This is a genomic window from Agrobacterium sp. DKPNP3, assembly GCF_052686535.1.
This window is the reverse complement of the sequence record NZ_JBQYSN010000025.1, coordinates 1-16,539: the sequence shown is the minus strand read 5'-3', so window position 1 is coordinate 16,539 and position 16,539 is coordinate 1. Positions and strand designations below refer to the sequence as shown.

The following is a 16,539-nucleotide window of genomic DNA, read 5'->3' as shown; positions in this document are numbered from 1 at the left end:
GGGCGCGTTGGAAACTCTGGACCAGAAGCCGCAAGAGACAAAAACCGCAAAGGATGGCCGCGAGGCAGTGCTTTCCGTCGAGGGCGTGACGGTCGGCTTCAACGGCCGCAACGTGCTCGAAAATCTCGATCTCGACGTCTATCGCGGTGAAATCCTTGGCTTCATCGGTCCATCCGGTGCCGGCAAATCCGTGTTGATGCGCGCGATCCTGAGGCTTCTGCCGCGGCAGGCGGGTGCGATCCGCATTCTCGGCACCGATTACGACAAGGCCAGCGAAGACGACCGCATGATGCTAGACCAGCGGCTCGGCGTGCTGTTCCAGCAGGGCGCACTGTTTTCCGGCCTGACGGTGAAGGAGAACATCCAGCTGCCGATGCGGGAATATCTCGACCTGCCGAAGAAGCTGATGGACGAGCTGGCCTATCTCAAGATCGAGATGGTCGGCCTGAAGCCCGATGCGGGTGACAAATACCCGTCGGAACTCTCAGGCGGCATGATCAAGCGTGCGGCGCTCGCCCGGGCCTTGTCGCTCGATCCCGACCTCGTTTTCCTCGATGAGCCGACATCCGGTCTCGATCCCATTGGGGCGGCGGAATTTGATATGCTGATAGCGCGTTTGCGCGATTCGCTTGGCCTGACCGTTTATATGGTGACGCACGACCTCGACAGCCTGTTCTCCGTCTGCGACCGCATTGCGGTGCTGGGGCAGAAGAAAGTGCTGGTGGAAGGGACATTGCAGGACATGTTCGCCTGCGACGACCCGTGGGTGCAGTCCTATTTCCGCGGCAAACGGGCACGCTCTGTCGTTCTTCCGGACGGCAAACACGAAAATCCGGTGGAGTAACGGGAAGCATGGAAACCAAGGCGAACTACACCATAGTCGGAATTTTCACGCTGATCGTGATCGCCGCCGCATTCGGCTTCGTTTACTGGATGGCGGAATTCGGCCGTGGCGGCCCAACGGCGCAGCTTGTCGTGCGCATTCCGGGCTCCGCCAACGGCCTTTCGGTCGGCTCGCCGGTGCGGTTCAACGGCATTCCCGTTGGTACGGTGCGCGGGCTTGCTATCGACCGCGACGATCCGGCCTATTCCATCGCCTTTACCGAAGTGCAGGCCGATGCCCCGGTTTTCCCGTCTACACGCGCCGTGCTTGAAATTCAGGGCCTGACCGGGGCAGCCTATATCGAGCTTTCCGGTGGCAACAAGGATGGCGAGCGCATTCTGCAGAAAGCCGTCGAAAGCGGTGTTCCGGCCGAGCTGACCGCCGATCTTTCGAGCGTCACCAACCTGCTTGCCACCGCCGACAAGATTTTGAAACGAGCCGATGGCGCGATCGGCGAATTACAGGGTTTCGTGCAGGATGCGCGTGGCCCGCTGACGCAGACGGTGCGCAATGCCGAGAAATTCTCCGATGCGCTGGCAGCCAATTCCGATGGCATCAAGAATTTCATCGCGAGCCTGAGTTCGCTGTCCACGACGGTCCAGTCGGTCTCGGTGCGCCTCGACGGCACGCTGAGCGCGGTCGAGGACCTTGTGAAGGCGGTGGATGCCGGCAAGATCGATTCCATCCTGTCCAACGTCGACAAGGTCACGAAGGATGTCGCGTCCGCTTCCAGCGACATCCAGGGCATCATGGACACGGTGCAGAGCACAGCGAAAAACTTCGAGGCGGCGAGCACGGAAGTGCAGACGGTCGTCAAACGCGCGGATGAGCTTCTCGCCTCCGTCGATCCCGCCAAGGTGGGCAACGTGGTCGATGACGTGTCGTCGGCAACGGCCGATGCGCGTGACGCCGTCGCGAACTTCAAGCGGATTGCCGACGATGTTGGCGCCCGTCGCGCCGATATCGACCAGGCGGTATCCGACTTCACTGAGATGGGCCGCAAGCTGAACCTTGCCTCCAGCCGCGTCGATGGCATTCTTGCCAAGGTGGACGGCATGCTCGGCACGGATGATGCCAACTCGCTGTTTGCCAAGGCGCGCGAGACGCTCACCTCCTTCAAGGCGGTGGCCGACAATCTCAATGCCCGCATCGGCCCGATTGCCGACAATCTGACGCGCTTCTCCAGCTCTGGCCTGAAAGATTTCCAGGCGCTGATCGGCAGCACGCGCCAGACGGTCGATAATCTCAACAACGCCATCACCAACATTGACCGCGATCCGCAACGGTTGATTTTCGGCGGCGAAACCGTGAAACAATATGATGGCAGAACAAGGCGCTAAGAGGGGTATGGGCCAATGAGACTATCGATGAACGGCCAGATGCGTCGCGCCTTCGTTCTTGCACCGCTGCTCGCCGCGATGATGGCGGGTTGTGCTGGCGCGCCGAAAAACGATACATTCGATCTCTCCGTGTCGCCGGCTGCGGTGACGCAGGGGCCGTCGCTGAAAAGCCGTCAGCTGCTGATTGCCGATCCGACGGCGCTGAAGGCGCTCGACAGCGAGAACATCGTGGTGCGTCTCTCCGGCTCCGAGGTGCAATATCTCGGCAACTCCCAATGGAGCGACCGTCTGCCGCGCATGGTGCAATCCAAGCTCGTGGAAGCCTTCGAGGATACAGGCAAACTCGGCGGCGTCGGCCGCCCGGGGCAGGGCCTCGCCATCGACTACCAGGTCGTGAGCGATATCCGCGCCTTCGAAATCGATACCGCTCGCAACGTGGCGAATATCGAAATTTCGGTGAAGCTGCTGAATGATCGCAACGGCACGGTGAGGGCGCAAGAGGTGTTCCGTTCCAGCGCCCGCGTCAGCGGCTCCGGCAACGCCAATTTCGTCAAGGCACTCGACCAAGCCTTCGCCGCCGCCACCCGCGAGATCGTGGCCTGGACGCTGAAGTCGCTCTAACGCGGGCATTGCCGCCCGTTGATTTTCTCCTATGCTGAGTGCGCCGGATTTATATTCGTCCGGTCACTCTCATAGGCTGGGATTTTGATGCGCTTTTCAGGCTTCTTATTTTCACTTTTTCTTTTTTCAGTCGTTTCCGTTGAGTTCTCCGCGGCGGCTGGCTTTCGTCTTATTGACCAGCCGTCCGATGGTGACGCACCGCCGCTCAAGGCCGCGCTTTGGTCGCCATGTCCAGATATGCCTGCCGAGGTCCGGGTTGGGCCTTTTTCTTTGTCTGCGACGCGCGATTGCGCGATCCCGGAGGGGACTTATCCACTCGTGGTCATATCGCACGGTTTCGGTGGCAGCGCTTTCAGTCATCGCGACACTGCGACAGCTCTGGCGGATGCAGGCTTCATCGTAGCGGCGATAAATCATGCGGGCGATAGCGTACTCAATATGGAGCGAGCCGGGGATTTAACGGCGTTGACGCAACGGCCTGCGGAAATCTCCCGTTTGCTCGATCATATGCTCGGCAGCATGGCCGAGGGCCGTTTCATCGATCGCGGACGGATCGGTATTTTCGGATTTTCGCGCGGCGGCTACACGGCATTGACGCTTGCCGGCGGCATTCCTGATTTTGCAAAGGCCGGGGTGCCATGCCCTGACCCGCGTGCGCCAATCTGCGCGCAGATGCTCGATAAGGATGCAGGTTCCGGGCCAAAGGCAAGAGACGGGCGGGTGAAAGCAATCGTTGTCGCCGATCCGCTCAACGTTTTCCCATCCGCGTCTGATGTGGCTGAGGTTCGTATTCCCATCCAGTTCTGGAGCTCGGAGCATGGTGGCGACGGCATCGCGCCTCAGGATATGACTCGATTGCGGGACACTTTGCCGTCAGCTCAGGATTTTCGGGTCGTGAAGGGGGCCGAACATTTCTCTTTTATCGCGCCGTGCCCGGCCGAGATGAAAAAAGCCGCGCCTGAAATTTGCGCCGACGCTGCGGGTTTCGACCGCCCGGCATTTCATCGCAGCTTTAACACCGCTGTCGTCCAATTCTTCAACGCCTCGCTGCGCTGAGCTTTTGCAACAAGGGATAGACGCCGCTCAGGCGGCGTCCTGCTGTGACTTCCATTCCGGCAGGGGGAAGACGCGGTCGTAGCTCCAGTTGAAGACGAACGCATAGACCACGTAAAAAAGCGCGAACGAAATATCCATCACGAGCGCGTGGACGAGGCTGATGTTCAGATACCAGGCGATGAACGGCATCAGCACGATCAGCAGGCCTAGCTCGAACAGCACCGCATGGGCGACCCGAAGGGTGGGCGTTTTCAGTGTCGTGCCCTTCAGGCGCTGCATGGCATGGTCGAAGCCGAGATTGTAAACGTAGTTCCAGACCGTCGCGAGCGTGGCGCTGACAAGCCCGACGACGCCGATGTCTTCCATGGGCATGCCAAAAAGCAGTGCGCCAAGCGGGATGACAAGCAGAAGGCCGATGATTTCGAAGCTGAGGGCGTGGCGGATACGATCTTGCAGGGAGCGCATTGCATTCTCCGGTTTTTGACCGGGCCGTCCCGCATGCTGTTGCCGATATGGCCGAGGTCGTCCTCGCGCTCGCTGATATAGAGCCTTGGGGCCGATATTTCAAGCAAGGGCTATGGGGGCGGGGCGTTCTGCGTGTTTCTTCCCAACCGATGAGCAGAAGACATTAGCGCATTTCTGCCTTGTGCCAACGAAAGCGTGATCGGAACAAGAGCAGCTCATTTTCGTTATCGCTAACGGAAGGAGGCGCGCAATGCAGCACAATACCTCTGAAGGAAGAACCATAAAGGCCGCCAATGTGGCGACGGTTTCAACCTATACGCCAAATCTCATATCCCTCAAGGGAAGTTACGTGGCGATGATATTTCGCCGGCCGCTTTGCCAAAACCCGCTGGATTTGCGGAAGAAATAAGGGCGTGGACCTTGCCCAATGGCCGTCGAAGGCCAGTGATGAGCACGACTGCCGACCAGGAATGATAGTTTTAGATGTCTCTAAAGTGTGATTTTCAATCCGGCTTGTCTCCACATAGACTGGAGATGCCATAAAAGCGAAGGGAGAATGACATGAAATCAGTTCTCATAATCGCCGCTGTCCTTGGTTTTTCAGCCAGTGCAGCGCTCGCGGAATGCGCAGGTCATGAAAAGATCAATGCTTCCGTTCCTGCCGTCGACCGTGAATTTAAAACCGCAAGCATCGTTCCGCCGACCGACCCGGCAGAAAAACCGGTCGTTGTCCTGAAAAAAACCGACCGCCTGCCGGGAGCGGTTGCCGCGACCGGCGAGCCAGAGGCTGCGATGCAGCGCATGCAGTAAACCAACATGACATTCGTTAGAACCTGAAATCCCGTGCGTGATGAACATCTGCACGGGATTTTCGTTTCAGCGCCCTGAGGACGTCCTTCGCCGATATAGGCGTCATGTCGCCCGTCGCCTCAGCTGTCCAGCTTCAATGACAATTGTTTCGGCCCGTCATTCTTTTTCAGAACATAAAGCGGGCGGGTAATGATGACTTCCGTTCGCCGCTGTAACTCGCGTCGCCGTTCGAGCGCGCGCTCCCGCAGGTCACGCGAGCGGGCAACGACGGAAAGGGCATTTTCTATGGCTGCGTCTGATGTGTTCATCGCTGACCTCCATAATGTTCACTTTATGTTCTCATTATTGGGTGCTTATGTCAACACTATGGCAGGGCCGGTGAATTGGCCGGCGCCCCGTTGCCATGGCGCCCAGCCGCGCCTCGCCTTGTAGAGGTATGCATAAGTGCGGTGCAGCTTAGCCCGCGCGACGGCCCGGCAGTGTCGACGGGGACACTCCGGTGCTGCAGCTTCAACTTCAAGGAAGATGTCTTGGGGACGGAGAAACGTCCTGAGAGGCTTTTCGGGGAATTCAGGAGAGGGGGCGTTGATCCGCCACAGGAGCGGCGGCGGTGGCCATGAGATCGGTCAGATGCTCGCTGGCGAGTGCAACGATGGCGAGGGCAGCCTGCTGGCGGTTCCAGCCGGCGTCTTCGGCTTTTTCAATGAGCCCCCGAATGGAAGGCTCCAGCGCGAACTGGCATTCCGCCTGATAGTCCATGGTGTCGATCGACAGCGACGGGGAATTGATAGCGGCCCGCATCTTTTGGTCTCCCTGTTTTCCGGCACGCCACCAAGCGCCTTGCCATAAAAGCAAGACGCAAATCGGAACATGCACATTCAGAGCCCGGTGACATCAGGACGCCTTGAAGGGCTTCCCGCATATCACTGGCAGCGAATCCCCCAGCAGGCGGACGTTAGCGGCAAGTCTTTATTGCTGTCAACGAGCGCCCGGTGGCAATTGGGTGGCAATACTCGTTTTCAGAGCCTGCGGTTACGGAACGGCTTGCGCCGCCAGATCAGGAGCGCCATCACGTACAGCGCAAAAAGCACGAACCATGTGACCGGCAGAACCATGAAAAGCGCGGCGTAACCGCAATTTCCCTCAAAGCAGGAGCCGAGAAGACCGGAATCGGCAAGGGCGGCCGATATCAGGGTCGCAAATATGCCGCTTCCGACCGCGCCGACGATGAAGAGCAAGATGTTGATGAGCAGTCTCATGACTCCGATCATAGGGATGAATGAGACAGCTTTGGGGAAGCGCGCGTCGTCGCGATCTAATTGATGAAACTTATTGCCGCTCCGACCGAGGACGGCGCTTTTTCTCAAATTGGCTGGGGCTGTAGGGAAGGGGCTATCGCTAGGATCGGATCAGATAAAGCCAGGCTTTATATCATGATCTTAAATAGAGATGGAATTCTCAGGTGCAATTATGTTGCTGATGCTCGAAGAATTATTTACGGTGAATAATATTTCTTAATATTGCTTATTTGTATTTTCAGGGTTTCGATTTGGATAAAATATTTTCCCCCTTCATCAGATTTTCTTGCTTTATTATGCTGCTTTTTGTCGCTGCATTGCTTGCCGGCATTCCGATGCAGGCTGTCGCGCAGTCGCGGGGCTGCAAAGACCCAACACCTGCCTCCAACATCAACGAGATGTTCGATGCGATTTTCGCCTGCTGGCAGCCGCCGGAGGATGCGGAAGGGCTGGTGGTCACTTTGCGGTTTATTTTGCACAGGGATGGGCAGGTGCGAAACAAGGTCGTCGTCGTTGGTGTCAGCCCGCAGGAGGATAGTCCAAGACGGAAAGCTTTCATCGACTCCGCCATCGAGGCGGTGAGACGAGCGGAGCCGGTGCCCTTTACCGAGGAGTTTGGCAGTCGCATCGCCGGCCGGCCGATTGAGCCGCGCTTTCTGGGTTCGCCCAGGCGGGCATCGACAAACAATCTTTAGCTGCCTTTGCACATCCGTTCACGCAAATGCGTGCCGTAGGCCAAACCGGAATTCACGTGCGGTGTCGAGAAGTCGCGATGAGGCGACGCCTTAACATGTCATCACAGCATCTTGATATCTAAGGAGGAAATGGTGGGTGATGTAGGGCTCGAACCTACGACCCGCTGATTAAGAGTCAGCTGCTCTACCAACTGAGCTAATCACCCGACCGGCACCGTGTGGCGGTGTGAGGGGGCGTATAAAGGGGAAGTTTGGGCTTGTCCAGCGCGTAAATGAAATTTATTCGTTTTTTGTGACGAAAAAATTTCAGCCGCGCTGGAAAAGCCTGGGAATCCGGGGTTTTACGGAATTATGCTTATTCAGCCGCGTCTGAAGGCCCTGCCAATGGCGATGAGGATACAGGCGCCGATGAAGCCGGCGATGAGATAACCGAGCCAGCCGGTCAAAACGATTCCAAACACCGCAAGGATGGCGTTGGCGATGACGGCGCCGACGATTCCAAGAATGATATTCATGAAAACACCCATATTGCTTTTCATGACTTGTTCGGCGAGCCACCCCGCGACACCACCGATGATAATGGCTGCAATCCAGCCGATGCCAGCAGATTCCATGATTTCCTCCCATGTTGCTGCATATTGAAAGGTGATGATTCTCGTGGTGGAAAGCAAGGCAAACGGCGGAAAACCTCATCCAATGCGGCTGGTTTTCCGCGCTGCAGGCGCTAAATAGCCTGAAGCAGCATGGTAAGACGAAAGGCATGGATGTGCGGTTGATGTTTGGCGGATGGATGGGCGACAGGCGGGTGCTCCGCGAGCGGTCGGCACGTGGTCGGCGGGCTGGCGCTTTGGCGGCCGTTTTGGTTGCATTGTTTGCGTTGTTCAGCGCCCTCGGCGTTGCGCATGTATCTGCGCAGGAGGCAACGCCCGCAGCATCCGGTGCCATTCAGCCATCGACCATCGAGCAGGCAAAAACCGATCTCGAAAAATGGAAGTCGGATCTCACCTTCATTTCGGGGCAGGTGGAGGCCGGTGGGCGCGATGATGCGCAGCTCGTCGACCTCAAGGGCCGGGCAGACGGTATCGCCACCGATGCTGCCGCCACCAACGCCAAGCTTCGCGGCCGTCTGGACCAGATCAAGACGCGGCTGGACGCGCTGGGTGCCGCCCCGGGCGAAGGACAGCCGCCGGAAGCAAGCATGGTGACGGAAGAGCGCAACCGGCTGACGGCGGAGCGGGGGGAGGTGAACGCCGTGGCCGGCGAGGTTGAGGCCACTGCCAACAATGCCGCACAGATTTCCAACAATATCACCGCCGTCCGGCGGGCTCTTTTTGCCGCAACGCTTTTCAAGCGTACCGAAGTGTCCGCGCAGACGCTCGGCGATGCGTCGTCCGCCTTCCTGACGGAGCTCACCAACCTCAACAGTGCCTTCAGCAGCTGGGCGACCTATGTCTGGAATTACAAGCGGTTGCCGATGTTCGGGGCCGTCACGCTGTCGATCATGGCTGCGCTTCTGTTCCTGGTGGGCGGCTACCGCCTGTTCGGTAGCCGCATGGAGCGGCGGGCGTTTACGGGGGAGCCGTCCTATTTGAGGCGCCTGTCGGTGGCTTTCTGGTCCACCATGGTGCAGTCGCTGTCGCTGTTTCTGTTCCTCGTTACCTCGGCCTTCTTCCTCGATAATTTCAACGTGCTGCGGTCCGACATCGCGCCGATCCTGTTCGGGGCGATGGCGGTTACCGGTTTCGTCTATTTCGTCTCGCGCCTGAGCTACGCGATCTTCGCGCCGACGCAGCCGGAATGGCGATTGCTGAAGGTTTCCAACAAGGGCGCACACACGCTGTCTTCGGCGGTGCTGCTGATGGCGCTCGTCAACGGTCTCGATTATCTCTTCGGCACGATCAGCGAGACGCTTTATTCGCCGTTGATCGTCACCGTCGCCAAAAGTTTCGTTGCCTCGATCATCATCGGTCTCATCCTGCTTACCGTCTCGTTCCTGCGTCCGGTGATCGGTGAGGGGCAGGATTCAGACACCGGCCATCAGCGTCTGCCGCGCTGGCTGGTCATTCTCCTGCGTGTCGGCGGCCTTATCCTGATCGGTGCCTGCCTGACGGGTTATGTCGGGCTTGCGCGCTTCCTTGCCACGCAGATCGTCGCGACGGGTGCCGTGCTGGCGACGATGTATATCGGCATTCTATCCGGCAAGGCGATTTCACGGCAGGGCGCGTTTGCGGAGTCGCTCGCTGGCCGCTATCTTGCCCGGCGTTACGGGCTGGGTGTTGTTCCGCTGGATCAGGCCGGCCTCGTTGCCGGCCTCGGCATCTATGTCGTCGCTCTCGCCTTCGGCGTACCGCTGATCCTGTTTTCCTGGGGTTTCCAGCCGGGCGATATCGAAAGCTGGGCCTACCGCCTGTTGACCGGTATTACCGTCGGCAATGCATCGATCTCGCTCATCGGCATTTTCGGCGGCATTCTGGTGTTTGCCATTGGTTACATCATCACCCGCTGGTTCCAGAAGTGGCTGGACAGCAACGTCATGGCGCGCGGGCAGGTGGATGCCGGGGTGCGCAACTCGGTCAAAACAGGCATTGGTTATCTCGGCATCGCTGTTGCGGCCATCTTCGGCGTGTCTTCGGCTGGCCTCAACCTCTCAAGCCTTGCGCTCGTCGCGTCCGCTCTTTCGGTCGGTATCGGTTTTGGCCTGCAGAACATCGTGTCGAACTTCGTGTCGGGCCTTATCCTGCTCGTCGAGCGCCCCTTCAAGGTGGGGGACTGGGTGGTCACCGGCACGACGGAGGGCACTGTCAAACGCCTTTCGGTGCGTGCCACCGAAATCGAAACCTTCCGTGGGCAATCGATCATCGTGCCGAACTCCGAGTTCATCAATTCCTCCGTCGGCAACTGGACGCACCGCAACCGCATCATGCGTGCGGAAATACCGGTTTCCGTGGCTTACGACTCCGACCCGCAGAAGGTGATGGATATTCTGCTGGAACTGGTGCGGGCGCAGCCGCCAGTGCTGCGCAATCCAGAGCCGCATGTGGAATTCCTGCGCTTTGGCGATTTCTCGCTCGATTTCGAACTGCGCTTCCATCTGGCCGACCTTTCGAACGGGCTGGCCGTGAAAAACGCCTTGCGCATCGCCATCCTCCAACGCTTTCGCGACGAAGGCATCGCCATTCCGTTCCCGCAGCGCAACCTCAATATCCACGTGGAGGGCGACGCCAATCCACAGATGCTGGCTGCACTGCTTTCGGAAGAGGGCGACAAGGCGGTGGTTGCTCATACGGGGGCGGCGGCCTCACCTGTCGCGGATGCGAGCGAGGCCAAGAAAGACGCCAAGACGGATGACGCGGTCACTTCCGAAAAAGCAACAGCCGACAAGGTGTCCCGCCGCGGTTCATGATCGCGGCGGCGCGCGCCGTCTGTGGTCGCAATTTCTTCCCTGTCGCAGCACCCTATGGCCATGTCGCAATCAGGCGGCTGAACAACCCGCAAGCGCTTCATATTCCTCCCATCCAAAGCTGGCGGAATAAGGCGAGGCCAGCGCTTTTCAGGGGTTCTGTAAATGAAGACACATGCACGGGCGGTGGTGATCGGTGGCGGCGTTGTCGGCGTCTCGACGCTTTATCATCTGGCCAAGAAGGGCTGGAGCGACAGCGTGCTCATCGAGCGCAAGGAGCTTACCTCCGGTTCCACCTGGCACGCGGCCGGGCTTCTGCCGCTGTTCAACATGAGCTACTCGGTTGGCCAGATCCACAAATATTCCGTGAAGTTCTATGAGGAACTGCAGGAAGAGACCGGCATGAATGTCGGCTTCTCCAAGGTCTCCAACATTCGTCTCGCCCGCACCAAGGATCGCTGGGACGAATATATGTATTATGCCGGCATCGCCGAGACCATCGGCGTGCGCGTCAACATGCTGACGCCGGAGCAGGTGAAGGAAATCTGGCCGCTGTGCGAAACGGACGGCCTGCTTGGCGCCATCCAGCATCCTGACGATGGCTATATCCAGCCAGCCGATCTGACGCAGGCGCTTGCCAAGGGCGCGCGCGATCGCGGCGCCACCATCTATCGCAACACGACAGTCACCGCCATCGAGCAGCTTGAAGACGGTCACTGGAAGGTGACGACGGACAAGGGCGAGATCATCGCCGAACACATCATCTCCTGCACCGGCTCGTTCGCGCGCAAGACCGGCGAGATGGTCGGCATCAATATTCCGGTCATCCCGGTCGAACATCAATATATCGTCACGGAACCGCATCCGGCCATTCAGGAACGCCGCCGTCAGGGCCTGCCGGAAATGGGCGTGTTGCGCGAATCCGACTCGGCCTGGTACATGCGTGAAGAAGCGGGCGGCCTGATCCTCGGTCCTTATGAAGTCGGTGCGCCGGTCTGTTATGTCGACGGTCCTTCCGACGACAGTGAATATGAACTGTTCCAGGAAGAACTGGACCGCCTGATGCCGCATATCGAAACCGCCATGGTGCGTGTTCCAGCCTTCGGCGAAGTCGGCATCAAGAAGGTCTATAATGGCGCGATCGCCTATACGCCTGATGGCAACCCGATCGTCGGTCCTGCCCCCGGTCTGAAGAATTTCTGGCTGAACGAAGGCCATTCCTTCGGCATCACCGCTGCCGGTGGCGCCGGCTGGCAGCTGGCGGAATGGATCGTCGATGGCGAGCCGACGCTCGACCTCATGGGTGTCGATCCTCGCCGCTTCGGCCCTTACGCAACGGAAGGTTACCTCATCGCCAAGAACGAGGAAGCCTATGCCAACGTCTTCACCATGCATTACCCGGATGAAGAACGCTCCGCCGCCCGTCCGCTGAAGACGACGCCGGTTTACGACCGCCTGAAGAAACTCGGGGGCGTGTTCGGCTCCGTTTACGGCTGGGAGCGCGCCAACTGGTATGCGCCGGAAGGTTACGCGCTGCGTGAGGAAGATCTTGGCGTCGGCGCCGATGTCATCACCAGTCACAACCATGCGCCGGCTCTGGATGATGGCCGCATTGTTGAAAAGTGGTCGTTCCGCCGCTCGAACTATTTCGAACATGTCGGCAACGAGGTGAAGAACGTTCATCAGAATGTCGGCGTGCTCGATATGTCCGCCTTCGCCAAGATGGAGGTCTCCGGCCCCGGTGCGCGGGCATGGCTCGACAGCATTCTCGCCAATGCCATTCCAAAGAAGCGTGGCCGCATCGCGCTCACCCATCTGCTGACGCCAACCGGCGGCGTGAAGGCGGAATTCACCGTTTACGAGTGGGCGCCTGGCCGTTTCTACATGGTTTCGGCCGGTGGTCTGGAAGCGCATGACCATGACGTGCTGTTCCGCCTGGCACCGACCGATGGTTCGGTCGTGCTGCAGCCGATCACGCAGAAATATGGCGTGCTGGTTCTGGCCGGTCCGAAGTCGCGCGACCTGTTGAAGAAGCTGACGCGCACCAGCCTTGAGAACAAGGACTTCCCCTGGCTTACCGGCAAGCAGATTTCCGTCGGCGTGGCGACGGCGCACGCGCTGCGCGTCAACTTCGTCGGCGAACTCGGCTGGGAACTGCACCACCCGATCGAGATGCAGAACTACATCTTCGACCGGTTGATGGAAGCCGGTGCGGAATTCGGCATCAAGCCCTTCGGTATCCGCGCCATGGTCTCCATGTCGCTCGAAAAATCCTACCGCAACATGGGCCGCGAGCTTTCGGTGGAGTACAACGCCTATGAATCCGGGCTCGATCGCTTCGTTCGGCCGGAAAAATCCTTCATCGGCCGCGATGCGCTGGTGGCTTACAAGCAAGGCGGCGCGAAGTGGGTCTTCTCGACGCTGACCGTATCCGGCAACACGGATGTGGATGCACGCGGTTCGGAAGCGATCTTCGACGAAAACGGCACGCTGGCCGGGCGCGCCACCAGCGGTGGCTTCGGCTGGCGTCTCGGCAAGTCCATCGCGCTCGCCATGCTCAAGCCGGAATACGCTGCTGTCGGCACAAAGCTGAAGATCCGCATTCTCGGCACGTCCTACGATGCGGAAGTGGTGGAAGAGAGCCCCTTCGACACGGATAATGCGCTGCTGCGCGCTTGATTAAATGCCCCTTCCCGAAAATGAAATACGGCCCCTTGCGGGCCGTATTTCCGTTTAGGTAAGCATTTGCTCAACTGGTGCTTTAGGGAAGCCGCTATTAATCATTCCGAAAAATGAGCCTGCTATGTTCCACCGACATTTCGATGGGGGTCGGGACAGAATGAATTTCCTGGGCATAACGGGCATGCAATATTCGGGCGTGCCTTTCACCAATAGCCGGATTTTGCTGGCGGAAGACAGCAATGTATTCACGCAGATGGTGAGCAGGCGGCTGAACGAGATGCTCGGTGTATCCGTGGAGCTATGTCGCTCTTTCGAAGAGTTGCAGGCCTGTTACGAACATTCGTCCGAGCCGGTGACGCTTGCCATTTCCAACATCAACCTGCCCGGAGCTGAAAAGGGTGAGGCGCTGGAATATCTGATCGACCTTTCGATCCCGACCATTGTTTTCACCAGCACATTCCACGAGGCGACCCGCGAAACGCTGATCGCCAAGGATGTGGTGGATTACATCCTGAAGGACAATGTGTTCGCCGTCGACATGCTGACGGAATCCGTCTGTCGCTTCCTCACCAACCACCGCCATCACGTGTTGATTGTCGATGACAGTCCAACCGCGCGGGCGCTGCTTTCAAGCCGTCTGAAACGATATAATTTTCGCGTCAGCCTTGCCGACAGCGGCGCGAAGGCGCTTGATATCCTCAAGGCGAATCCCGATATCGGCCTTGTGGTGACCGACTACAACATGCCCGATATTGACGGCTTCGAGCTGACGAGGCGCATCCGCACCTTCCGTGGGTCGCATGAGCTGCGCATTATTGGCGTGTCCTCCTCCACCAACCGGCTGCTTTCAGCACGCTTCCTCAAGGCGGGCGGCAATGATTTCATGCTGCGGCCATTCATCGACGAAGAGTTCTATTGCCGCGTCAACCAGAACCTGGACACGCTGGTGCAAATACAGCTGGCAAAGGCAGGGGTGCGGCCGGCTGCCTGAGCTGGACGCTCGTCTTCAAAGCTGCGATTCCAGCGGCAGGAAGCGCATGATGCCGGCGACGATCCGCCGGCTGATGGCGGCATCGGGTTCCCGACGGAGTGTCCTCGACTGTCCCTGTTCTTCGGTGACCCAGACGATGTGTTTGCCCTTGTCGATTTCGAGTTCAAAACTCATCGTGCGGCGGATTTCATCGGCGAAAATCTTGTCCATGCACGCAACGAGGGCGGGGGAGTTGAACACCACGCCCATTTCCGTATTGAGCGAGGCAGAGCGCGGATCGAAATTGAGCGAACCGATATAACCGGTCTCTCCATCCCGCGTGAAGGCCTTGGTATGCAGGCTTGCCTGGCCCGAGCCGCGCAGGGTGAAGTTTGATTGATCCGCTTGCGCACGCAATTCGTGCAGCCGCACCCCGGCGGTGAGAAGCGGTTTGCGGTAGCGGGCGTAACCGGCATGCACGGCGGCCACATCGGTTGCTGCCAGCGAATTGGTCAGGATGGCGACCGACACGCCGCTTTCGGCGAGCCCTGAAAATATCCCCACACCCTGTTTGCCGGGAATGAAATAGGGGGAGGTGATGTGAAGGCTGTCGCTCGCGGCCTGCATCAGCGGCAGCAGGCTCTCCATGAGAAAGTTGTGACCTTTGCGGCGTTTTCCCGCCGCCTTCTCCGGCGGATCGGCCAGCACATCCGCCGCCTCGACCCAGTGCAGGCGATCCGACATCAGGAAATGATCGCGGCCATGTTGGCTTTCGACGCGCTCGAGATAGGGTTTTGCTGCCTCGCTCTTTGGCAGGGCGTCCAGCTCCCGCCGCAACTTGGCAAGTTTGTTGGGCCGGCGTGCGAGCAGCGACCGGACCGGAACGGCAACGGCGCTGTTCCAGTAGTCGTCGAAGATTTCGGTGGCATCGGCAACGATGTCGCCGAAACCGAGAATGTCGAAATCGTGGAAATTCGCCCGCTCGGCGGCATCGAAATAGGCGTCGCCAATGTTACGGCCGCCAACGATGACCGCGCGCCCGTCGGCAATCCATGCCTTGTTGTGCATGCGCCTGTTGACGCTGCGGAAACGCAGAACCAGCTCGACCCCGCGATAGAGAATGTTCTCCCGCGCCCTTGTCGGGTTGAACAGGCGAAGTTCGATGTTGGGGTGGCTGTCGATGGCGTGGAAGATGCGATCCGACATGGAGACGCCGAGATCATCGAGCAACAGCCGCACCCGCACCCCGCGATCGGCGGCGGCAATCACCTCCCGCATCATCAGCCGTCCGGTAAGATCGGCATTCCACATGTAATACATGAGATCGAGGCTGCGCCCCGCCGCCCGCGCCGAGGCCACGCGCACCGCAAAGGCATCGAGATTGGAATGCAGGAGGCAGAGCGCGTTCTTTTCGTTCCAGCCGTTCTTGATCGATTGCCAGTGCCGGTCCAGCGCCGCTTCCTCCTCCGCCACGGGCAGGGCGGTGGAGGGGCGTTTCGGAATGGCCTTCTCCCGCTGTTTGCCGATGACGACAAACAGGCTCGGCCCGATGAGCACGAGAAGAATGATGATGAAGACCGTAAATGCAGTCACTTGTTTTGATCGCTCCCGGCCCGAAGAGTATCAGGCGCAGTGAAAACGCGCGAGGGGGGAAAGCGTTCACGGTGGCGGTGCCTTGGTACGCTATTCGGATTTCCTGTTGATAGTCGCACCCACAGGCAGCACCTCCAGACTGCGGCGGGTGAGTTGGGCGAGCACCTCTTCGAAGCCATAACGGGAGGTCCAGCCGAGCGATTTTTTGGCCTGCAGAGGCGAATAGATGCGGTCGATGGTTGCAGGCAGTTCCCATCCCCTCTGTGCAAAAGCGTCGGCGAGGGCGGGCATCCGCTGCCGCAGGATCGAGGCTGCGTCGCGTGAGAGGTCGTTGCAATCGCAAGCGGCAAACGGCGTTGCCCCCGATATGATATGGCGCTGGAAATCGTCGCCCGCATTGGTGAGTGCCAATAGATGGGCGTCGGCCACATCGCGGATATCGACGCCGCGATGCAGCCTGTAAGCCGCCATCACATCAGCAGGCTCCGGGAAGCTTCTTGACATGCGCAGAACGCGTACGGCGAGATGCGGACCAGCGATTTCCTCCAGCGCCTGCTCGGCTTCGAGCTTGGTGCGGTGGTAAATGCTCTTTGGCCGGGGTGGTGTGTCTTCGTTTATGAAGGTGCAGGTTTCGGCGGAAACGGCGTCGCCATAGAGCGCGGTGGTGCTGGTAAAGACCAACCGTTGTACGCCTGCTTCCACCGCCGCTGCCGCCAGCATGCGGGT

The 16,539-nt window shown here is 59.2% G+C and carries 17 protein-coding genes and 1 tRNA gene; 10 read left to right on the top strand and 8 right to left on the bottom strand.

Going from position 1 to position 16,539, the window contains the following annotated elements; all coding sequences use genetic code 11:
• Positions 1-7 precede the first annotated feature (7 nt).
• The 4 genes from ACUTJJ_RS09550 (at position 8) to ACUTJJ_RS09535 (ending at position 3,900) form a co-directional block, all read left to right on the top strand.
• Positions 8-844, top strand: a complete 837-nt coding sequence (locus ACUTJJ_RS09550) for an ABC transporter ATP-binding protein (RefSeq protein WP_063948892.1) — start codon at positions 8-10, stop codon at positions 842-844.
• Between the two features lie 8 nt (positions 845-852).
• Entirely contained in the window at positions 853-2,223 is a 1,371-nt protein-coding gene (locus ACUTJJ_RS09545) for an MCE family protein (RefSeq protein WP_063948893.1), read from the top strand.
• A 15-nt stretch (positions 2,224-2,238) separates the two neighbouring features.
• Positions 2,239-2,844, top strand: a complete 606-nt coding sequence (locus ACUTJJ_RS09540) for an ABC-type transport auxiliary lipoprotein family protein (protein ID WP_063948894.1) — start codon at positions 2,239-2,241, stop codon at positions 2,842-2,844.
• Between the two features lie 87 nt (positions 2,845-2,931).
• On the top strand, positions 2,932-3,900 hold the full coding sequence (locus ACUTJJ_RS09535; protein ID WP_445541986.1) for an alpha/beta hydrolase family protein: 969 nt from the start codon (positions 2,932-2,934) through the stop codon (positions 3,898-3,900).
• Positions 3,901-3,927: 27 nt separating this feature from the next.
• Here ACUTJJ_RS09535 and ACUTJJ_RS09530 read toward each other — a convergent pair whose 3' ends face one another.
• Positions 3,928-4,365, bottom strand: coding sequence for a PACE efflux transporter (locus ACUTJJ_RS09530; RefSeq protein WP_063948895.1), 438 nt, complete (start codon positions 4,363-4,365; stop codon positions 3,928-3,930).
• A 250-nt stretch (positions 4,366-4,615) separates the two neighbouring features.
• Here ACUTJJ_RS09530 and ACUTJJ_RS09525 point away from each other — a divergent pair, with 250 nt between their 5' ends.
• Together ACUTJJ_RS09525 and ACUTJJ_RS09520 are read left to right on the top strand one after the other, a co-directional pair.
• Positions 4,616-4,774: a hypothetical protein gene (locus tag ACUTJJ_RS09525; RefSeq protein WP_186376630.1), complete on the top strand. Its 159-nt coding sequence runs from the start codon at positions 4,616-4,618 to the stop codon at positions 4,772-4,774.
• 152 nt (positions 4,775-4,926) lie between these two features.
• Positions 4,927-5,175 (top strand): hypothetical protein, encoded by a 249-nt coding sequence (locus tag ACUTJJ_RS09520; RefSeq protein WP_445541985.1) that lies wholly within the window; start codon positions 4,927-4,929, stop codon positions 5,173-5,175.
• A gap of 119 nt (positions 5,176-5,294) precedes the next feature.
• On the opposite strand, the gene ACUTJJ_RS09515 is transcribed toward ACUTJJ_RS09520, so the two are convergent.
• The 3 genes from ACUTJJ_RS09515 to ACUTJJ_RS09505 all read right to left on the bottom strand — a co-directional run bounded on the left by ACUTJJ_RS09515 (position 5,295) and on the right by ACUTJJ_RS09505 (position 6,446).
• Complete coding sequence (locus ACUTJJ_RS09515; RefSeq protein WP_063948897.1) at positions 5,295-5,483, bottom strand: hypothetical protein; 189 nt, start codon at positions 5,481-5,483, stop codon at positions 5,295-5,297.
• A 262-nt stretch (positions 5,484-5,745) separates the two neighbouring features.
• The gene (locus ACUTJJ_RS09510; RefSeq protein ID WP_063948898.1) at positions 5,746-5,976 is read right to left on the bottom strand and encodes a hypothetical protein; all 231 of its coding nucleotides are present in this window, start codon (positions 5,974-5,976) and stop codon (positions 5,746-5,748) included.
• A 218-nt stretch (positions 5,977-6,194) separates the two neighbouring features.
• A complete protein-coding gene (locus ACUTJJ_RS09505) occupies positions 6,195-6,446 on the bottom strand; it encodes a hypothetical protein (protein WP_296070260.1) in 252 nt (83 codons plus the stop codon).
• Positions 6,447-6,769: 323 nt separating this feature from the next.
• Between ACUTJJ_RS09505 and ACUTJJ_RS09500 the strand changes: the two genes are divergently transcribed.
• Positions 6,770-7,168 (top strand): hypothetical protein, encoded by a 399-nt coding sequence (locus ACUTJJ_RS09500; RefSeq protein ID WP_445541984.1) that lies wholly within the window; start codon positions 6,770-6,772, stop codon positions 7,166-7,168.
• A 130-nt stretch (positions 7,169-7,298) separates the two neighbouring features.
• On the opposite strand, the gene ACUTJJ_RS09495 is transcribed toward ACUTJJ_RS09500, so the two are convergent.
• Both ACUTJJ_RS09495 and ACUTJJ_RS09490 read right to left on the bottom strand, forming a co-directional pair.
• Positions 7,299-7,374 (bottom strand) — tRNA-Lys (locus ACUTJJ_RS09495).
• A 153-nt stretch (positions 7,375-7,527) separates the two neighbouring features.
• Complete coding sequence (locus tag ACUTJJ_RS09490; RefSeq protein WP_445541983.1) at positions 7,528-7,782, bottom strand: GlsB/YeaQ/YmgE family stress response membrane protein; 255 nt, start codon at positions 7,780-7,782, stop codon at positions 7,528-7,530.
• A gap of 161 nt (positions 7,783-7,943) precedes the next feature.
• On the opposite strand from ACUTJJ_RS09490, the gene ACUTJJ_RS09485 reads away from it, so the two are divergent.
• From ACUTJJ_RS09485 to ACUTJJ_RS09475, 3 genes are all read left to right on the top strand, one after another.
• Complete coding sequence (locus ACUTJJ_RS09485) at positions 7,944-10,571, top strand: mechanosensitive ion channel family protein (protein WP_445541982.1); 2,628 nt, start codon at positions 7,944-7,946, stop codon at positions 10,569-10,571.
• A gap of 162 nt (positions 10,572-10,733) precedes the next feature.
• On the top strand, positions 10,734-13,247 hold the full coding sequence (locus ACUTJJ_RS09480) for a GcvT family protein (RefSeq protein WP_445541981.1): 2,514 nt from the start codon (positions 10,734-10,736) through the stop codon (positions 13,245-13,247).
• A gap of 160 nt (positions 13,248-13,407) precedes the next feature.
• Complete coding sequence (locus ACUTJJ_RS09475; protein WP_063949114.1) at positions 13,408-14,241, top strand: response regulator; 834 nt, start codon at positions 13,408-13,410, stop codon at positions 14,239-14,241.
• Between the two features lie 15 nt (positions 14,242-14,256).
• Here ACUTJJ_RS09475 and ACUTJJ_RS09470 read toward each other — a convergent pair whose 3' ends face one another.
• Both ACUTJJ_RS09470 and ACUTJJ_RS09465 read right to left on the bottom strand, forming a co-directional pair.
• Positions 14,257-15,813 carry a phospholipase D family protein gene (locus tag ACUTJJ_RS09470; protein ID WP_445541980.1) on the bottom strand — a complete coding sequence of 519 codons (1,557 nt, stop codon included), beginning with the start codon at positions 15,811-15,813 and terminating at the stop codon, positions 14,257-14,259.
• A 90-nt stretch (positions 15,814-15,903) separates the two neighbouring features.
• A partial coding sequence (locus tag ACUTJJ_RS09465; protein ID WP_445541979.1) for an NAD-dependent epimerase/dehydratase family protein occupies positions 15,904-16,539 on the bottom strand: 636 nt, incomplete at its 5' end.